This is a genomic window from Nonomuraea rhodomycinica (assembly GCF_013363995.1).
In the GTDB taxonomy this organism is placed as follows: domain Bacteria; phylum Actinomycetota; class Actinomycetes; order Streptosporangiales; family Streptosporangiaceae; genus Nonomuraea; species Nonomuraea rhodomycinica.
Genome location: NZ_JABWGO010000012.1, coordinates 72,680 through 90,217 on the forward strand (window position 1 = coordinate 72,680; position 17,538 = coordinate 90,217).

Below are 17,538 nucleotides of genomic sequence, written 5' to 3' on the forward strand. Positions count from 1 at the left end.
ACCATGTCGGGGGACAGAATCCGGGGGGCCTTCGCCGGGCTCGCCGTCGGCGACGCCGCGGGCTGGCCCGCCGGCCGGCACCGCTCCGCCCTGCACGCCCCGTGGAGCCGGCGCCTGCACCGGGAGCTCGACGCGTTCGCCGAGGAGCACCGGGTCACCACCCTGCCCGTGCCGTTCGCGCTGAACCAGCCCGTCGCCCCGCTCGCGCTCGGCCCGTCCGACGACGCCGAGTGGCTGGCCTGGACGGCGCTCACCATCGACCGGCCGCGCGCCGAGGCGTTCCGCGAGCTCCGCGAGCGGAACCCGGACCTGCGGGCGCGCATCTCGGTGGCCACCGCGCTGGACAACCTCGCCCGCGGCGTCGAGCCGCCCGCCAGCGGCCACGACAACCCGCACCACTTCGACGACGCCGCCGCCGTGCGGGCCGTCGCCTTCGGCGCGCTGGGCCGCGACCCCGCCGAGGACGCCCGCGTGACCAACGCCGGCGACGGCGTGCTCGGCGCGCTCGCCATGGCCGCCGCCGTCGGCGCGGCGGTCGCCACCGGCTCGGCCGGCCAGGCCGTCGAGGCGGCGCTGGCCGTTCTGCCCGAGGACACCGCCATCGGGCACAACGCGCGCCTCGCGATCGAGGTGGCGCGCGCGGCGGGCGACCCGTTCGCGGCCGTGCCCGCGCTCGACGCCGCCCTGCTCGACCACGTCTACAGCTACGCGGTGGGCGCCGCCCAGACCGTGCCCGTCGCACTGGCGCTGGCCGAGGTGTCGGGCGGCGCGCTCGGCCGGGCCGTGCCCGCCGCCGCCTGCCTGGCGCCGCTGGCCGACTCGGCGCCCGCCCTGACCGGCGCGATCACCGGGGCGTGCGGCGGCTTCGAGGCGATCCCGCAGGGGTGGACCGCCTCGGCCCGCACGCTGGCCGGCTGTTGCCTGCCGCACCTGGCGGGAACAGATCTCATCGAACTCACGGAGGAACTCGTATGACGCCGCTCGCAGATCAGCCCGCGGACCTGCTCACCGACAAGGCGGTGGGCTGTGTGGCGGGCGCGGCGGTCGGCGACGCGCTGGGCGGCGCCACCGAGGGCTGGACGCCCGAGCAGATCACCCAGCGGTACGGGGGGCCGGTCGAGGGCATCGTGCCGCCGTTCAACGAGGACTGGCGCAACGCCCGCCCCATCGCCCCGTACCACAAGGGCGACGGCCACATCACCGACGACACCCTGATGACGCACGCGCTCATCCGCGTCTACGAGAAGGTCCAGGGCCACCTGGACGCGTACGCGATGGCCGAGCACCTGGTGCCCGAGCTGATGGGGGAGCGGCGCTGGATCCCCGAGCTGGAGACCGAGGCCCTGCCGCTGCACCGGATCTTCCTCGCCGAGAAGTGGATCGTGGCTCGCCTGCACTACGGCCACGTGGACCCGCGCGAGGCCGGTGTCGGCAACATCGTCAACTGCGGCGCCGCCATGTACGTGGCGCCGGTCGGCGTCGTCAACGCCGCCGACCCCGACGCCGCCTACGCGGAGGCGATCGACCTCACCGGCGCGCACCAGTCCAGCTACGGGCGCGAGGCCGCCGGCGTGATGGCCGCGGCCGTCGCCGAGGCCATGCGCCCGGGCGCCACCCCCGACTCCGTCGTGGCCGCCTGCCTGCGGCTGGCCAAGGACGGCACCAGGGCCGCCATCGAGGCGGTCTGCGAGGCGGCGCGCGGGCTCGGGCACTGGGAGGGCTCGTTCGAGACGCTGCGCGCGGCGATGCGGCCCTACGACACGGTCGCCGACACCTACCGCGACCAGGGGCTCGGGGCGCGCCGGCCGAGCCGGGTGCACAGCATCGAGGAGCTGCCGCTGGCCCTCGGGTTCCTGGTGATCGCCAAGGGCGACTTCCGCGAGACGGTGCTGGGCGGCGTCAACTACGGGCGCGACGCCGACTCGATCGCCTCCATGGGCGGCGCCGTCGCGGGCGCGCTCGGCGGGCTCGCCGCGGTGCCGGGGGAGTGGGTCGAGGAGATCGGGCGGGCCAGCCGTACGGACCTGGTCGAGCCGGGGCGGGCGATCGCGCGGGTGGCGCGCCGCGTCCACGCCGACGACCAGGCGCGCCGCCGCGCCCACGAGAGCGCCTTCGCCGCCCTGCTCACCGCGGACGGCGCGCCGGGCGGCACCGCGAGCGGCGCGCTGGACGGCGCGGAGGGCGGGGCGTGATCCGTCTCACCTGGGTGCAGCCCGAGGACCTGGTGGGGCACGAGCTGCGCCAGGCCGCCGAGGACGGCCGCGACGTGCGGGAGATCGCCGCCCGGTGGCGCGCGGCCGGCGGCCACGACGCGCCGCCGCGCGCGGGCGCGTCCGAGCCGGGCGCGCTGCGGCTGCGCCCGCTGGCCGAGCGGCTGCTGGACGAGCTGGCGGCGATCCCGTCGCCGCTGGGCGAGCCCACCGACCTGGACGCGATCATCGCCGCGACCCCCGCCTGGCCCGCCCACCGGCCCGGCACGCGGACCGAAACGCAGCCCGGCACGCGGACCGGCGCCTCGCCCGCGCCCTCCGCGCCCTCCTCGCCGTCCGGAGCCGTCCCCGCGGTGGACCCGGCGCGGCTGCTGGGCGCCTGGGAGGGGCGGGCCGCCGGATGCGTGCTCGGCAAGCCCGTGGAGAAGATCCCGCGCGAGGGCGTCCGGGAGATCGCCCAGGCCACCGGCAACTGGCCGATCCGCGGCTGGTTCACGGCGCGGGGCCTGCCCGCCGACGTGGCCGCCCGCTGGCCCTGGAACCGGCGCAGCGCCGTCAACTCGCTGGCCGAGAACATCGACGGCGTCCCCGAGGACGACGACCTCAACTACCCGCTGCTCGCCCTGACCGTGCTGGAGCGCCACGGCCGCGGCTTCACCACCGACGACGTGGCCAAGCTGTGGCTGGACGAGCTGCCGGCCGGCCGCACGTTCACCGCCGAGCGGGTCGCGTACCGCAACCTGCTGTCCGGCGTCGAGCCGCCCGCGACGGCCACGCACCGCAACCCGTTCCGCGAGTGGATCGGCGCGCTCATCCGGACCGACGTGTACGGGTGGGTCAACCCGGGCGACCCGGCCACGGCCGCCGAGTACGCCTGGCGCGACGCCCGGCTGACGCACACCGCCAACGGCGTCTACGGCGCGATGTTCGCCGCCGCCCTGTGCGCGCAGTCGCTCGTGGCGACGTCCGTGGAGGAGGTGCTGGCCGCCGGCCTGTCGGTCGTCCCGCCCGCCTCGCGGCTGCACGACGCGGTACGGCGGGCCGCCGAGGACGCCGCCTCGGAGCCCGACTTCGAACGCGTCCTCGACCGCCTGCACGAACGGCACGCGGGCCTGCACTGGGTCCACACGATCAACAACGCCGCCCTGATCGCGGCCGCCCTGGTCCACGGCCGGGGCGACTTCACCGCCTCCATCGCCGGCGCCGTGGCCGGCGGCTGGGACACCGACTCGGCGGGCGCGACCGTCGGCTCGGTGGCGGGGGCGCTGAACGGCGGCGTGCCCGCCCGGTGGAAGATGAGGAACAGCCTGGCCAGCAGCCTGACCGGGTTCGACGGTATCGGGCTGGACGAGCTGGCCCGCCGCACCAGGGAGTTGATGAGGGCATGATCTCGGTGTTCGGCAGCGCGAACATGGACCTGGTCGCGTACGTGGACCAGGCCCCGAAGCGCGGTGAGACGGTCACCGGGCGGATGTTCCGCACCGTGCCCGGCGGCAAGGGCGCGAACCAGGCGATCGCCGCCGCCCGCGCCGGCACCGAGGTCTCCTTCCTGGGCGCGGTCGGCGACGACGCGTTCGGCGCGGAGATCCGCGACACGCTCGCGGTCGCCGGCGTGAACGTCGAGCGCCTGCGCCAGGTGCCCGGCCCCAGCGGCATCGCGCACATCGTGGTGGACGACGACGGCGGCAACTCGATCATCGTGGTGCCCGGCGCGAACGGCCAGGTCACCGCCCCCTCCGAGGAGGAGCGCGCGGTCATCGCGGCCTCCGCGTCGGTGCTGCTCCAGCTCGAACTGCCCATGCGGGCCGTCGTCGGCGCGGCCCGCGCCGCCCGCGAGGCGGGGGTGCCGGCCGTGCTCACCCCGGCGCCCGCGCAGCCGCTGCCCGACGAGCTGCTGGACGCCGTCGCGCTCATCGTCCCGAACGAGCACGAGGCCGCCGCCATCACCGGCGCCGCCGACCCCGGCGAGGCGCTGTCCCGGCTGCTCGAACGGGTGCCCGAGGTGGTGATCACGCTCGGCTCCGAGGGCGCCCTGTACGGCTCGCGCTCGGGCGAGCGGCTGCGCGTGCCGGCCGTACGGGTGGAGGCCGTGGACACCACGGCGGCGGGCGACACGTTCGTCGGCGCGCTCGCCGTGGCCAGGGCGGAGGGCCGGCCGGCGGAGGAGGCGCTGCGGTTCGCGTCGGTGGCGGCGGCGCTGTCGGTGCAGCGGGAGGGCGCGAGCACCTCCATGCCGAGCCGCGCGGAGATCGACGCGGCCCTCTAGACTGCTCCCCCATGATCATGATCATGGGGGAGGTCCGATGAGACGACGCCGCCGGCTGCTCGTGACTCTGGCGGTGGCCGTCGTGCTCGCGCTGGCCGCCACCGGCCTGTACCGGCTGGTCAACTCGCGGACGTACCAGGTCGCCGGCACGCTCGTGTCGCGGTTCGACACGCCGGAGAAGGTGGTCGCGCTCACCTTCGACGACGGGCCGGACGAGCACGCCGCCGAGGTGCTGGCCGCCCTCGCCGCCGAGGACGCGAAGGCCACCTTCTACGTCGTCGGCTCCCAGATGGAGAGGTTCCCGAAGGAGGCGGCGGCGCTCGTCGCGGCGGGGCACGAGCTGGGCAACCACACCTACACGCACCGGCGCATGGTGTTCGTCTCGCCGGACACCGTGAAGGACGAGGTGGAGCGGACGAACGCGCTGATCCGCGCCGCCGGCCAGAAGGGCGAGATCACCTTCCGGCCGCCGACGGGCAAGAAGCTGCTGACCCTGCCGATGTACCTGGCCGAGCACCACCAGACCACCGTCATGTGGGACGTCGAGCCCGACTCCGGCAAGACGCCGACGCCCCAGCAGATCGTGGCCGAGGTACGGGCCCAGGTGCGGCCCGGGTCGATCGTCCTGCTGCACCCCTGGTACGGGAGCGGGGCCAACACGCGGGCGGCCATCCGGGGCGTGGTGTCGGCGCTGCGCGCGGAAGGGTACGCGTTCGTCCCGGTCTCGGAACTGCTGGCCGGGTCGCAGGCGTGATCGGATTCCCCCGTCCCCGGCCACATCAGCGGCGCCGCGCGGGGCAGGGGACCGGTCATGAGCGACAAGCACGACGATCGTCCTGACGACCTGCCCGACACCGTGACCGGCCTCAACGCGGAGAGCGACGTCGTCGCCGAGCGGTCGGGAGCCGGCACGCCCCGCTCCCGCCGCCCCGTGCCCGTGGACCCGCCCGAGGCCCAGGCCGCAGGCGGGCAAGCCGGTGCGGAGGGTGGCGAGGAACCCGCCGCCGAGCGCGGCGCGGGCCGCGACGGCGAGACCGGCGAGGAGCCGGAGGTCCGCCCGGACGCCGGCCCCACCGGCTGACCGCCGCCCGACCCGGCCACGCCTGCTCCGCACCCCGCGCCCCGCGCCTCATGAGGTCTCCGGCTGAACCGGCTCCTCGGCATGCTCTCCGGCGGTGTACGGTTGACCCGATGACTCGATTCGCCAATCGGGTCAAGAGGTCACGGAGGAGATGCGATGAGCGACGATCGGGCCGGCATGATCCTGGACGCGGCCGGGGAGCTGCTGGTCGCGTGGGGATACCGGCGGGTGACGATCGAGGACGTCGCGCGCCGGGCCGGGGTCGGCAAGGGAACGGTCTACCTGCACTTCGCCACCAAGGAAGTGCTGTTCCTCACCGTGCTGATGCGTGAGCAGGCACGACTGCTCGACCGGTTCCTGACCGCCTTCCGAGCCGATCCGTCCCACGCGCTCCCGAGCGAGCTGGCCAGGCTGGCGTACCTGTCGGTGCACGAGGACCCGATCATCCGCTTGATCGTCACCGGTGACGCCGAGACGCTCGGGGCGCTCGCCCGCACCGGGGCCGACCACGTCGGCCCGCTCATGAAGGCACGCGCGCGGACGATCGCCGACTACTTCGAGATCATGCGCGAGCACGGCGTCGTACGCGACGATCTCGAGCCCGAGACGCGCCTGCACGCGTTCGTCGCGACCCTCACCGGATTCCTGACGGTCGACTCCTACCGCACGGACGAGGAGATCCCGCCGGCGGCAAGGGCCGACGCGCTCGCGTACATCGTCAGGTCGTCGCTCGAGACCCCCGACGCGCGCGAGCGCGTCGTCCGCGCCGTACCGCAGGCCATCGAGCTCTACCGCAGCCTGCGCGACCTGCTGATCGAGGGGATCAGCCGGCAGCAGCTCGCCTGAGCCCCCGCCTGAGCGGAGGAGCCGGCGCGGGCTGGTGCGCGGCGCCCGGAGCCTCCTCCCGAGACCGACGTTCCCTCACACTTGGAGTGGTGTAGGTCGTGACGACAACTCACCAGAGCCCGCCCCTCGTACGCCTGGCGCCCGCGATCGGACTGTTGTTCCTGGCGCCACTGGACGCGGAGGTCCTGATGGGGAACTTCCCGATCACCGACGTGATCGGGGTCGTGGGGTTCCTCGTCATCGGTCCCCTCTACGGCGCCGGCGCCCTGTTCATCCGTGAGGCGGTCCGGCGGACCGGGCGCGGCTGGCCGACCATGCTGGCGTTCGCGCTGGCGTACGGGATGTTCGAAGAGGCGTTCATCACCCAGACGCTCTGGGACGAGAACTGGGTCGGCGTCCGCATCCTCGACTACGGCTACATTCCCGCGCTGGGAACGGCGCTGCCGTGGGTCCTGTTCATGGCGGGCGTGCACACCATCTGGAGCATCAGCGTCCCGATCGCGATCATCGAGACGCTGGCCGGTCCACGCGGCACCACGCCGTGGCTGAAGGAGCGCGGCTTCCGGGCCGTGGCCGTGTTCTTCGCGCTCTACTCGGTGCTCGCCGCCGTCGCCAGGGCGGCGGACATCGGCCTGCTCGCCGGCCCGCTCCAGTTCGCCGGGGCCGCCGTGGTGGTCGCCGCGCTCGTCGTCCTCGGGCTCCGCCTGCGTCGCGCCGCCCCCACGACCGGGGGCGGCGCGCCCGCCCCCTGGGCGGTGTTCGCCTTCGCCCTGGCGGCAGGCGCGGTCTTCGTCCTCCTCTACGCCATCGATCCCACCGGCCTGTCGCCCTGGCTGGCGATCCCCCTCCCGGCATGGGGCAGCGTGCTCGGCTACCTGACCCTGTTCGCCGCGGCCGGCCTGCTGGTGAGGCGCTGGTCGCACCGCTCCGGCTGGTCGGACGCGCACCGGCTGGCGCTCGCGGCAGGAGCCATGCTCACCTACGCGTGGCACTCCTTCCCGTGGAAGCCGACCATGACCGTGCCCATCAGCCAGACGGTCGACCTGACCAGCAACGCGATCGCGACGGCCGGCGCGGTCGTCCTGCTCGTGATCGCGGCACGCCGGGTGTCCACCTGACCGGCCGGGCCTCCGGCGGGCGCCCCGCCCCATGGGTCACGGGCCGGACAGGTGGCGGGCGCACTCGTCGCGGTGGCGCAGCGTCAGCTCGCGCACCCGCGCCGGGTCGGCCAGGACGGCGCCGGAGACGGCCGGCACCACCGCGTGCCGTACCGAGGGGAACAGCCGTGCCAGGTCGGCGGGCGACAGGCCGCGCGGGCCGCCGACGCCCGGCACCAGGACCGGACCGTTGAGCCGGTCCAGCAGGCCGGAGCCCGGCACGCCGCCGAGCACCACGCCCACCGGCCCGAACGGCGTCCGGCCGGCGTTGGCCGCCTCGACGCCCGCGAGGACCCGCGCCGCGAGCGGTTCCCGGAAGGCCTCCGGACCGCCGGCGCGGGTGAGCACGAACACCCCGGCGTCGTTGGCGACGGCCGAGGTGATCGCCCCCTCCAGCGCCCCGAACCCGAAGTACGGGCTGAGCGTCACCGCGTCGGCCGCCAGCGGGCTGCCGTGGTCGAGGTACGCCTCGGCGTAGGCGGCCATGGTGGCGCCGGTGTCGCCGCGCCCGGCGTCGAGCACGACCAGCGGCCCGGCCTGGCGCAGGTCGGCCAGCACGGACTCCAGCACGGCGAACCCCCGGCTGCCCCACCGCTCGAAGAACGCCGGCTGCGGCTTGACCACGGCGGCCACGTCGCCCACGGCGTCGGCCACCGTGCGGCTGAAGCGCTCCAGCCCCGCCGGCGAGTCGTCCAGGCCCCACGCGTGCAGCAGCGCCGGGCTCGGGTCGAGGCCCACGCACAGCGGCCCGTACTTGTCGAGCCTGGCCCGCAGCCTGGTCCCGAACGGCTCCGTCATCGTCCCGCCCCCCACCCTCGCCGACGTTCGCAGGGTAGACCGGGCCGGAGCGGCCCGGAAAGCGTTGCGACGAGGGCGGTATGGGACGGGGCGGATCGGGTCACATCCAGGCCGTGGACCCGTCCGGGCGGGCCGGCACCCGGCGTTCCCAGTGCACCCAGTCGTCCTCCTCCAGGGCGGCCTCGTCGATCTCGACGCCCCAGCCGGGCCGGTCCGGGCGCAGCTCCAGGTGCCCGTCCACCGGCAGGTACGGGTCGGGGCACCAGGACACCTCGTCGGGCTTGTACTCCAGGATGGCGAAGTTGGTCGCCGCCGCCGCGAAATGCACGTTGGCGGCGGTGGCGAGCGGGCCGAGCGGGTTGTGCGGCGCCACCGGGACGTAGTGGGCGTCGGCGAGCGCGGCGATCCGCGTCATCTGCGTCAGCCCGCCGACCACGCAGATGTCGGGCTGTACGATGTCGGCCCCCTGCGCCGTCAGCAGCGCCAGGAACTCGTGCGGGGAGTACAGCGACTCGCCCGTCGCGAGCGGCACGGCCAGCTCCGACCGGATCCGCGCCCACGCCGGCAGGTGCTCGGGCCGGATCGGCTCCTCCAGGAACAGCGGCTGGTACGGGGCCAGCGCGGCGCCGAGCTCGACGGCCTGGCGCGGCTGCCAGAGGCAGGCGTGCGCGTCGAAGGCGAACTCCCACTCCGCCGGATGCTCCTCGCGCACCCGGCCGAAGTAGCCGCCCAGCTCGCCGGCCACCAGCCCGAACCGCGAGCGGTGCAGGTCGCGCCGGTACGGGCTGAGCTTGAACGCCGTGAACCCGAACCGCTCGTGCAGCGCGGCGGTCGTGTCCCGCAGCTCGGCCGGGTCGGGCGCGGAGTACAGGCCGGCGTAGACCCGCACCCGGTCGCGCACGGCGCCGCCGAGCAGCCGGTAGACCGGCACGCCCAGCGCCTTGCCGGCGATGTCCCACAGCGCGAGGTCGATCGCGGCGATCGCGGCCAGCCCCAGGGCGCCCTGCGGGAAGCGGCAGGACTGGAGCAGGAACTGGTTGACCCGGCTCGGGCTGCCCGCGTCCATGCCCTTGATCTGCTCGAAGAGGTAGTCGAGCAGTGGCGGGTAGGCCAGGTCGGGGCCGTGGTTGTAGACCTCGGACCAGCCGGCCGTCCCGTCGTCCGTCGTGATCTTGACCAGGACCCGCGGGCGGTCGCCCACCCGCTGGCGGAAGGTCCGCAGCGACGCGATCCTCACGGCCGCCCCTCCGGTTCGAGCTCCGGTACGGCCGCACGCCAGGACCTGATCGACTCGGCCACCTCCTCCGCCAGCGCGGCGGGCACCGGGTGGCTGGGCGGGCGCACCTCGCGCCGGCACAGGCCGAGCTGGTGCATCGCCTCCTTGACCACGGAGACGTTGTCGGCCGCGCGGTCGCGGGCCCGCAACTCCTCGAAGTGCCGGATCCGCCGCCACACCCGCGCCGCCGCGTCGTAGTCGCCGTCCCGCAGGGCCGCGAGCATCTCCAGCGACACCGCGGGGGCGACGTTGACCAGGCCGGAGGTGAACGCGCGGGCCCCGGCCTGCCAGTAGGCGGGCGCGTACGACTCCGCGAGGCCCGCCACCCACAGCAGGCCGTCGCCCGCCCGCGCGCGCGTCGTGGCGAACACGACCGGGTCCGGCACCGAGTACTTCAGCCCGACGACGTTCGGCGCCCGCTCGGCGAGCCGGGCGATGTCGGCGCCGGTGACCGCCGTGGTGCTGAGGTACGGCAGCACCCCGAGGTCCGGCACGGCCGCGGCGACGGCGGCGTTGTACTCGACCCAGCCCCGCGCCGACAGGTACGGCAGCACCGGCTGGTGGATCATGACGGCGTCGGCGCCCGCGTCCCGGGCGAAGCGGGCGTCCGAGATCGCGGTCGCGACGTCCAGCCCGACCCCGGCGACGATCGTCGTGCCAGGGCCGCGGGCGGAGACGACGCTGGTCAGGACGGCGCGCCGCTCGTCCGGGGACAGCGCGTAGAACTCGCCGGTGTTGCCGTTCGGGGTCAGCGCGGTGATCCCGTTGCCGACCAGGCGCCGGGCCAGCGCGACGGCCCGGTCGTGGTCGATCTCGCCGCCGGCGGTGTAGGGCACCACGGGGATGCCGATGACGGTGGCGAGGCGTTCCTTCAGGTCTCCGAGGTCCGGAGTGGTGCTCACGTGGTGGTCCTCTCAGGGGATGCGGTGCCCGTACCGGCCGGATCCGCCAGGGCCGGATCCGCCGGGGCCGGTGACGGCGTGACGGGCTTGACGCGCACCCAGAACAGATAGACGGCGGCGCTGACGAGGCAGCTCGCGGCGGCGCCGACCAGGGGGCCGACGTAGGAGCCGCCGCCGGCGCTCAGGAACAGCCCGATCGCGATCGGGCTGATGAGGTTGCCGAGCTGCGAGCCGAAGTTCTGGAACCCGGCGATGGAGCCGACGCTCGCCGGGGACGAGGCGACCTCCGCGGGGAGGCTCAGGATCGCGGCGCCCGCGAACGAGTGGGCGGCGCTGCTGACCGTGAGCACGATCATCAGCACGAGGTTGCTCTCGATGAACGGGGCGAAGCCGATGCAGGCGCTCAGGCCGAGACCGGAGACGATCGGGACCTTGCGCGCCAGGTTGGTGGACATCCCCTTGGCCAGCATGCGGTCCGACACGACGCCGCCGAGCACGGTGGCGCCGATGGCGATGAGCGCGGGGATCGCGCCCACCATCCCGAAGTCCTCCTTGCTGAACCCGCGGTCCTTGAGCAGGTAGCTCGGGTACCAGGTGAGGAAGAACGCTCCGGCGAGCGAGCGGAAGACGTACCCGGTCATCAGCGCCCACACCTGGTTGTCGCGCAGGAGCCGGCCCCAGAGGGCCTTGCCGGCGCCCGCCTCGGGGGCGGCCATCTCGGCCTGGTCGGAGCGGATGTGCGCGAGCTCCTCGGCCGAGACTCGCTTGTGCTGCTCGGGGTGCCGGTAGACCAGGTGCCAGCCGATGAGCCACGGGATGCCGAGCACGCCGATGACCAGGAAGGACAGCCGCCAGCCGCCGAGGACGGCCAGGGCTGTCACCACCGGGACCGAGAGCGCGGTGCCGATCTGCTGGCCCATGTCGAACAGGCTCGACGCGAATGCCCGCTCCTTGCGGGGGAACCACTGCGAGACGACCTTGACGTTGGCGGGCTGCACGGGCGCCTCGCCGACGCCGAGGCCGAGGCGCGAGACGATGACCCAGCCGAAGCTCTGGGTCGCGGCCATCAGAGCCGTCCAGATCGACCACCAGCCGACCGCGACCGGGTAGATCACCCGTGGGCCGAACCGGTCCAGCAGCCAGCCGGACGGGATCTGGAACAGGGCGTAGGTCCAGAAGAACGCCGAGAGCAGCACACCCTGCACGGCGGGGCTGAACTCGAACTCCTCGGACATGAACGGCATCGCGACGCTGAGCGCCGCGCGGTCGAGGTAGGCGATGGTCAGGCCGAGGGCCGAGAAGCCGACGATCGTCCACCGCATGCGGCTGCGCCGGGCCGACGGGGTGCCCGTCGGCGTAGAATGAGACATGGTTGCTCCTCTGACGGGGGGTGACAGAGACGCTCCCGAGGGAGCGTTTGTGTTCTCAGAGATGCGGCTCGGGATCTTGGCGGAGAACGGGCCGCATCTCGCTGATCCTCAGGCGGACGGCTCCCTCCTGAGATGTCTGGCCACGAAGCCCTCGATGTGCCGGCGCACGAGCCCGGCCGCGCCGTCGGCGTCGCCGGCCCGCACCTGCTCGAGGATCGCCGCGTGCTCCTCGGCCTCCTCCTCCCACGACGGGGAGCGTGACCACGAGGAGGCCGACACGAGCGCGGTCTGGTCCCGCAGCCCGTCCAGGGTGCGGACGAGCAGCGGGTTGCCGCAGCCCGCGTAGAGAGCGCCGTGGAAGTCGCGGTTGGCGACGCTGCGCTCCGACGCGTCGCCGGCGTGCGCGGCCCGCTCCAGTGCCCGCGCCGCCTCGGCGAAGCTGGCGCCGGCGGCGACGCTGCGCCGCACGGCCTCCGGCTCCAGCAGCAGGCGCATGTCGTAGACGCCGAGGGCGTCCTCGTCGCTCAGCTCGCGCACGGTGGTGCCCGTGTAGGGGCGGATGACGACGAGCCCCGTGCTCTCCAGCGCCTTGAGCGCCTCGCGCACCGGTGTCTTCGAGACGCCGAACTGGCCGGCCAGGTCGCTCTCGACCAGCGGGGTCCCCGGCTTGAACCGGCCGTTGAGTATCGCCGCCTTGATCGTCTCCAGCACGTGCGCCGTGCGGGACGGCAACGCGCCGGGACTGAGGACTGGCATCGCCACACGTACTCCTTGCGATGGCTCCCTGGTGGATCGCGCATCATATGCGATGTATGAGATGCGACTTTAAGCCGTATCGCGCCGGAGAAGCAAGGAAACCGCCGGGTGACGTGCCGGAAATGTCCGCGGGGTACCCGCCGGTCGCGCCGGGGTAGATCACCTGCATGTACGAGATCGCCCGCCGTACGCTGACGCTCCGCACCGAGCCGCCGAGCGAGGTCACCGTCACCGTCGGCGTGCCCGCGGAGGAGCCCACGGGCGACTGGTCGTGCCCGTACCGGATCGACGGGCTGGCCGGGTGGGAGCACGAGCGCAAGGTGACCGGCGTCGACGCGCTGGAGGCGGTGGACCTGGCGCTCGCCATGGTCCGCGCCGCGCTGGCCGGCTCGCACGAGGCCAAGGAGGGGCTGCTGAGCTGGGAGGAGGAGCCGGACGACCGGCGGCCCAAGACGGTCTACCTCACCTGGGACAAGGACGGCGACGTCGCCTACATCGCGATGAAGCACGAGATCGCGCCCGGGGAGGCCGTGCGCCAGGAGACGGTGGGCGGCGCCGTCCTGGACTACGGGGCCTCGGGGGAGCTGCTGGGCGTCGAGCTGCTGGACGCGGCGACCAGCCTGCCGTCCGAGATGCGGCTCTGAGCCGCGGCTCCAGGGGGTCGCGGCTCTAGGGGCGGGCGCCGCGCGACAGCAGCCACCGCCAGCGCGGCACCTCGAACGCGACGGTCGCCACGGCCAGCGCCGTCACGACGACCGCCACCGGCGCGGGCCAGGCCGCCCACGACGCGGCCACCGCGGCGACGAGTTGGAGCAGCACGAGCAGGATCGTCACGAACCCCGGCACGGGCACGATCACGTTGCGCTTGTCCCCGGGCGTGGAGAACAGCGTCGGCAGCCCGATCAGCACGACCACCGACAGGACGGCCAGCGGGACGGACCAGGGGGCGAGGGCCCACGGGGTGGCGACCCAGGCGACCAGCTCGGTGGCGAACCTCAGCGCGGACCCGGCGGGGTTGTCCTGACGGACGGTCTCGGTCACGCGGCGCACCCTATCGGGCTCCGCCGCACCCGCCGCGACCGGGCCCGCGACAGCAGGGACCGGGACGGCAAGGGCCGCGATAATCGACGCGTGACCCCGCCAAGCGACCTTCCCCCCGCCACCGACCACCAGGCCCGGCCGCGCGTCGTGGCCACCGACCTCGACGGCACCCTGCTCGACTCGACCGGCTCCGTCTCCCCGCGCACCCGCCGCGCGCTGCGCCTGGCGCGCGCGGCCGGCGCCGAGATCGTGTTCGTGACCGCCCGCGCGCCCCGCGGGGTCGAGCCGATCGCCGAGGCGGCCGGCGTCAGCGGCACCGCCGTGTGCAGCAACGGCGCCATCGTGTACGACCTGGCCGCCCGCGAGATCGTCACCCGGCACGACCTCCACCCCGAGGCCGCGGCCCACGTCATCGACGTCCTGGCCGAGGCGCTGCCCGGCGTCGCGTTCGCCGTCGAGACGGGCACGGTCGTGCTGGCCGAGCCCGGCTACGACGTCCACCACCACGACCCGAGGAGCCGGCGCGAGGTGCGGTCCGTGCGCGAGACGGCCGAGCCGTTCGTCAAGCTGCTGGCCTGGTCCGGCCGTCACTCGGTGGACGACATGGCCGCCGCGGCGGCCGAGGCGGTGGCGGGACGTGCCGAGGTGACGCACTCCGGCGTGGGCGGGCTGCTGGAGATCAGCGCGCCGGGGGTGACGAAGGCCGGCACGCTGGCCGGGTTCTGCGCGCAGCGGGGCGTCGAACCGGCCGAGGTGGCCGCGTTCGGCGACATGCCCAACGACCTCGCCGTCCTCGCCTTCGCGGGCGCCGGGTACGCCATGGCCAACGCCCACCACCTGGTGCTCGCGGCCGTGGAGCGGCGGACGCTGTCGAACGACGACCACGGCGTGGCCGTCGTCCTCGAACGCCTCTACGGCCCCTGACCCGCCGCCCGGCGCATGACAAATGTCAGCGTGAAGGCAGGACGCACGGCACCAGGGACGCGCCCGGGCCGCTCCTAGCGTGGATGCCATGGAGACCATCCCATCCACCCCCGCCTTCGCCCTGACCGGCGTCGCCAAGCACTTCGGCGACGTGCGGGCGGTCGAAGGCCTGAGCCTCACCGCCGCGGCGGGAGGCGCCATCGCCCTGCTCGGCCCCAACGGGGCCGGCAAGTCCACCACCGTGTCGCTGCTGCTCGGCCTGGCCCGGCCCACGTCCGGCACGGTACGCGTCCTCGGCGGCACCCCCGAGGAGGCCGTCGCGCGAGGCCGCGTCGGCGCCATGCTCCAGCAGGGCGAGCTGATGCCCGAACTGACCGTCGGCGAGCTCGTCGGCTTCGTGCGCGGCCTCTACCCCCGGCCGCTGCCGCTGTCCGAGATCCTCGACCTGGCCGACCTCGGCTCCCTGGCCAAGCGGCGCGCGAAGGGGCTGTCGGGCGGCCAGGCCCAGCGGGTCAGGTTCGCGCTGGCCGTCGCGGGCGCCCCCGACCTGCTCGTGCTCGACGAGCCGACCGCCGCGATGGACGTCGAGTCGCGGCGGCGTTTCTGGGACGGCATGCGGGCGTACGCGGCGGGCGGCCGTACGGTGCTGTTCGCCACCCACTACCTGGAGGAGGCCGACCAGCACGCCGACCGGGTGCTCGTCATCGCCCGCGGCCGGCTGGCCGCCGACGGCACCCCCGCCGAGATCAAGGCCACGGCGGGCGGGCGGCTGGTCACCTTCCGCCTCGGCGACCAGCCGGCCGCCGGTCTGGACGCCCTGCCGGGCGTCACCTCGGTCGAGATCCGCGACGGCGTGGCCCGGCTGCGCACCGACGACGCCGCCCGCACCACCGCCGCGCTGTACCGCGGCACCACGCTGGAGGTCCACGACCTGGAGGTCTCCGGCGGCCACCTCGAAGACGCCTTCCTCGCCCTCACCCGGGAGCCGTGATGCTCGCCTCGTACGTGCGGCTGGAGATCCTCCGCATGGTCCGCAACCGGAGGTACCTGATCCTCGGGATCGGCTTCCCCCTCGTCATCTACCTGCTCAACGCCAACGTCTTCGGCAAGGGCACCACCGACGGCGGCGTCGCCCTCAGCGCGTACGTCATGGTCTCCATGGCCGCCTATGGCGCGATCTCGGGGACCCTGGTCAACACCGCCGGCCCGTGGGCGCAGGAACGCGCCTCCGGCTGGCTGCCGCAGCTCCAGGTCACGCCGCTGCGCGGCTGGATGATCATCGTGGGCAAGCTGGTGGGCGCGCTGACGCTGGTCCTGCCCTCGATGCTGCTCGTGTGCCTGGCCGGCGCGCTCACCCAGGGGGTGTCGCTGTCCGCGGGACAGTGGGCGGCGCTGGTAGGGGCGCTGTGGGCGGGGGCCGTCCCGTTCGTCGCGCTGGGACTGGTCGTGGGCTCGCTGCTGCGGCCCGACGCCGTCCAGCCCGTCACCATGATCACCATGCTGGGGCTGGTGATCGTGGGCGGGCTCTGGTTCCCGGTCAGCGCCATGGGCGAGACCATGCGCTCCATCGCCGAGGTGACCCCCGCCTACTCCTACGCCGACATGGGCTGGAGCGTCATCGCCGGGCACGGGGTGCCCCTGCCGGACGCGCTCACGGTCGCCGGCTGGGCGGCGGCCCTCGGAGTGCTCGCCGTCCTCGCCTACCGGCGGGCTACCGTACGCGCTTGACTTCCTCTCCACGGCTGAAGCCGGGGGATTCCGACCCTCGCGGGTCGGGTTTCCTGCTTCACCGCCAGTCGCCCGCCGGGCTTACGCCCTTGAGGTCCTACACCGGCTCCACAGGCGTTTCACCTCTCCGCCAGCTCGGCGGCGAGGATGTTGATCGCGGCGTTGACGTCGCGGTCGTGCAGCGCACCGCAGGCGCACTGCCACACCCGGACGGCCAGCGGCATCTCGCCCTGCAGGGCACCGCACGCCGAACACAGCTTGGAGGAAGGGAACCATCGGTCGATCACGATGAGTTCCCGCCCGTACCAGGCGGCCTTGTACTCCAGCATGGACCGCATCTGGCGCCAGGAGGCGTCGCAGACGGCACGGGCCAGGCCGTGATTCTTGACCAAGTTGCGGACAGTGAGATCCTCGATCACGACCGTTTGGTTCTCACGGACGAGCCGAGTGGTGAGCTTGTGCAGGAAGTCGCGCCGCCGGTCGGTGATCCGGGCGTGAACGCGGGCGAGCTTGAGTTTCGCCTTCTGCCGGTTGGCCGAACCCTTCTCCTTGCGGGCGAGATCGCGCTGGGCCCGGGCGAGCTTGCGGCGGTCGGCCCGTTCATGCTCCGGGCCGGCCGCGTCCTTGGAGACAGTGACCGTGGACGGCTGCGCGCCCTGCGGCAGGGGCCGCGACCACACGATGTCCAGCGGTTGGCGCATCTTGGCGAGGGTGAGCCGCCCGTCTCGCCATGTGAAGGCCGAGCGGGTGTACTCGGCCGATGCCCGCGACTTCTCGCGGGACTTGAAGGCCGGGTAGCGGGCCCGGCGGGCGAAGAAGTGCGCGAACGCCGCCTGAAGGTGGCGCAGCGCCTGCTGAAGCGGAACGCTCGACACCTCGTTCAGGAACGCCAGCTCGTCGGTCTTCTTCCAGGCGGTGAGGGTGGCCGAGGACTCCGCGTAGGAAATGCGGCGGCCTTCCGAGGTGTAGGCGCGGGTCCGCTCGGCCAGGGTCTTGTTGTAGACCAGGCGCACGCAGCCGAACGTCCGAGCGAGTTCTTCGGCCTGCTCGGACGTCGGATGGAAGCGGTACCTGTAGGCCCGCTTCACGACCTGCGCCACGCCTCACCTCGTACCAGGCGGTCGATGGAGAATCGCTTCGATGTTCGCATCCATCGTGCGGCACTGTCCCGCGTTTCCTCCCG

At 74.1% G+C, this 17,538-nt stretch carries 18 protein-coding genes and 1 pseudogene; 12 read left to right on the top strand and 7 right to left on the bottom strand.

What is annotated here, in order from left to right; all coding sequences use genetic code 11:
- The first annotated feature begins 3 nt into the window (after nucleotides 1-3).
- The 8 genes from HT134_RS35765 to HT134_RS35800 all read left to right on the top strand — a co-directional run bounded on the left by HT134_RS35765 (nucleotide 4) and on the right by HT134_RS35800 (nucleotide 7,521).
- Entirely contained in the window at nucleotides 4-975 is a 972-nt protein-coding gene (locus tag HT134_RS35765) for an ADP-ribosylglycohydrolase family protein (protein ID WP_175604907.1), read from the top strand.
- Nucleotides 972-2,192, top strand: a complete 1,221-nt coding sequence (locus tag HT134_RS35770; protein WP_175604908.1) for an ADP-ribosylglycohydrolase family protein — start codon at nucleotides 972-974, stop codon at nucleotides 2,190-2,192. The genes HT134_RS35765 and HT134_RS35770 overlap by 4 nt, the downstream gene beginning before the upstream one ends.
- A complete protein-coding gene (locus tag HT134_RS35775) occupies nucleotides 2,189-3,598 on the top strand; it encodes an ADP-ribosylglycohydrolase family protein (protein WP_175604909.1) in 1,410 nt (469 codons plus the stop codon). Before HT134_RS35770 ends, HT134_RS35775 begins: the two co-directional genes overlap by 4 nt.
- Nucleotides 3,595-4,476, top strand: a complete 882-nt coding sequence (gene rbsK, locus HT134_RS35780; protein ID WP_175604910.1) for a ribokinase — start codon at nucleotides 3,595-3,597, stop codon at nucleotides 4,474-4,476. Before HT134_RS35775 ends, rbsK begins: the two co-directional genes overlap by 4 nt.
- A 37-nt stretch (nucleotides 4,477-4,513) precedes the next feature.
- Nucleotides 4,514-5,230, top strand: coding sequence for a polysaccharide deacetylase family protein (locus HT134_RS35785; RefSeq protein WP_175604911.1), 717 nt, complete (start codon nucleotides 4,514-4,516; stop codon nucleotides 5,228-5,230).
- A gap of 57 nt (nucleotides 5,231-5,287) precedes the next feature.
- Entirely contained in the window at nucleotides 5,288-5,557 is a 270-nt protein-coding gene (locus HT134_RS35790; RefSeq protein WP_175604912.1) for a hypothetical protein, read from the top strand.
- 156 nt (nucleotides 5,558-5,713) lie between these two features.
- Entirely contained in the window at nucleotides 5,714-6,403 is a 690-nt protein-coding gene (locus HT134_RS35795; RefSeq protein ID WP_175604913.1) for a TetR/AcrR family transcriptional regulator, read from the top strand.
- Between the two features lie 98 nt (nucleotides 6,404-6,501).
- Nucleotides 6,502-7,521 carry an AF_0692 family protein gene (locus HT134_RS35800; protein ID WP_175604914.1) on the top strand — a complete coding sequence of 340 codons (1,020 nt, stop codon included), beginning with the start codon at nucleotides 6,502-6,504 and terminating at the stop codon, nucleotides 7,519-7,521.
- Nucleotides 7,522-7,557: 36 nt separating this feature from the next.
- On the opposite strand, the gene pyrF is transcribed toward HT134_RS35800, so the two are convergent.
- The 5 genes from pyrF to HT134_RS35825 all read right to left on the bottom strand — a co-directional run bounded on the left by pyrF (nucleotide 7,558) and on the right by HT134_RS35825 (nucleotide 12,662).
- A complete protein-coding gene (gene pyrF, locus HT134_RS35805) occupies nucleotides 7,558-8,358 on the bottom strand; it encodes an orotidine-5'-phosphate decarboxylase (protein WP_175604915.1) in 801 nt (266 codons plus the stop codon).
- A gap of 100 nt (nucleotides 8,359-8,458) precedes the next feature.
- Nucleotides 8,459-9,595 carry a mandelate racemase/muconate lactonizing enzyme family protein gene (locus HT134_RS35810; protein WP_175604916.1) on the bottom strand — a complete coding sequence of 379 codons (1,137 nt, stop codon included), beginning with the start codon at nucleotides 9,593-9,595 and terminating at the stop codon, nucleotides 8,459-8,461.
- Nucleotides 9,592-10,536, bottom strand: coding sequence for a dihydrodipicolinate synthase family protein (locus HT134_RS35815; protein WP_175604917.1), 945 nt, complete (start codon nucleotides 10,534-10,536; stop codon nucleotides 9,592-9,594). The genes HT134_RS35810 and HT134_RS35815 overlap by 4 nt, the downstream gene beginning before the upstream one ends.
- Complete coding sequence (locus HT134_RS35820; protein ID WP_175604918.1) at nucleotides 10,533-11,906, bottom strand: MFS transporter; 1,374 nt, start codon at nucleotides 11,904-11,906, stop codon at nucleotides 10,533-10,535. The genes HT134_RS35815 and HT134_RS35820 overlap by 4 nt, the downstream gene beginning before the upstream one ends.
- A gap of 108 nt (nucleotides 11,907-12,014) precedes the next feature.
- Nucleotides 12,015-12,662: a GntR family transcriptional regulator gene (locus HT134_RS35825; RefSeq protein WP_175605136.1), complete on the bottom strand. Its 648-nt coding sequence runs from the start codon at nucleotides 12,660-12,662 to the stop codon at nucleotides 12,015-12,017.
- A 167-nt stretch (nucleotides 12,663-12,829) separates the two neighbouring features.
- Between HT134_RS35825 and HT134_RS35830 the strand changes: the two genes are divergently transcribed.
- Complete coding sequence (locus tag HT134_RS35830; RefSeq protein WP_175604919.1) at nucleotides 12,830-13,306, top strand: DUF2283 domain-containing protein; 477 nt, start codon at nucleotides 12,830-12,832, stop codon at nucleotides 13,304-13,306.
- Between the two features lie 25 nt (nucleotides 13,307-13,331).
- Here the strand turns inward: HT134_RS35830 and HT134_RS35835 are convergent, their stop codons facing one another.
- Nucleotides 13,332-13,703 (bottom strand): hypothetical protein, encoded by a 372-nt coding sequence (locus tag HT134_RS35835; protein ID WP_217708817.1) that lies wholly within the window; start codon nucleotides 13,701-13,703, stop codon nucleotides 13,332-13,334.
- Nucleotides 13,704-13,793: 90 nt separating this feature from the next.
- Here HT134_RS35835 and HT134_RS35840 point away from each other — a divergent pair, with 90 nt between their 5' ends.
- The 3 genes from HT134_RS35840 (at nucleotide 13,794) to HT134_RS35850 (ending at nucleotide 16,355) form a co-directional block, all read left to right on the top strand.
- Nucleotides 13,794-14,627 carry an HAD family hydrolase gene (locus tag HT134_RS35840; RefSeq protein WP_312888690.1) on the top strand — a complete coding sequence of 278 codons (834 nt, stop codon included), beginning with the start codon at nucleotides 13,794-13,796 and terminating at the stop codon, nucleotides 14,625-14,627.
- Between the two features lie 88 nt (nucleotides 14,628-14,715).
- Nucleotides 14,716-15,618 (top strand): ABC transporter ATP-binding protein, encoded by a 903-nt coding sequence (locus HT134_RS35845; protein WP_175604921.1) that lies wholly within the window; start codon nucleotides 14,716-14,718, stop codon nucleotides 15,616-15,618.
- The gene (locus HT134_RS35850; protein WP_175604922.1) at nucleotides 15,618-16,355 is read left to right on the top strand and encodes an ABC transporter permease; all 738 of its coding nucleotides are present in this window, start codon (nucleotides 15,618-15,620) and stop codon (nucleotides 16,353-16,355) included. The genes HT134_RS35845 and HT134_RS35850 overlap by 1 nt, the downstream gene beginning before the upstream one ends.
- Here the strand turns inward: HT134_RS35850 and HT134_RS35855 are convergent.
- Nucleotides 16,328-17,455 (bottom strand): annotated as a pseudogene (locus HT134_RS35855) (RNA-guided endonuclease InsQ/TnpB family protein). The gene HT134_RS35850 and the pseudogene HT134_RS35855 overlap by 28 nt on opposite strands.
- Between the last annotated feature and the right edge of the window lie 83 nt (nucleotides 17,456-17,538).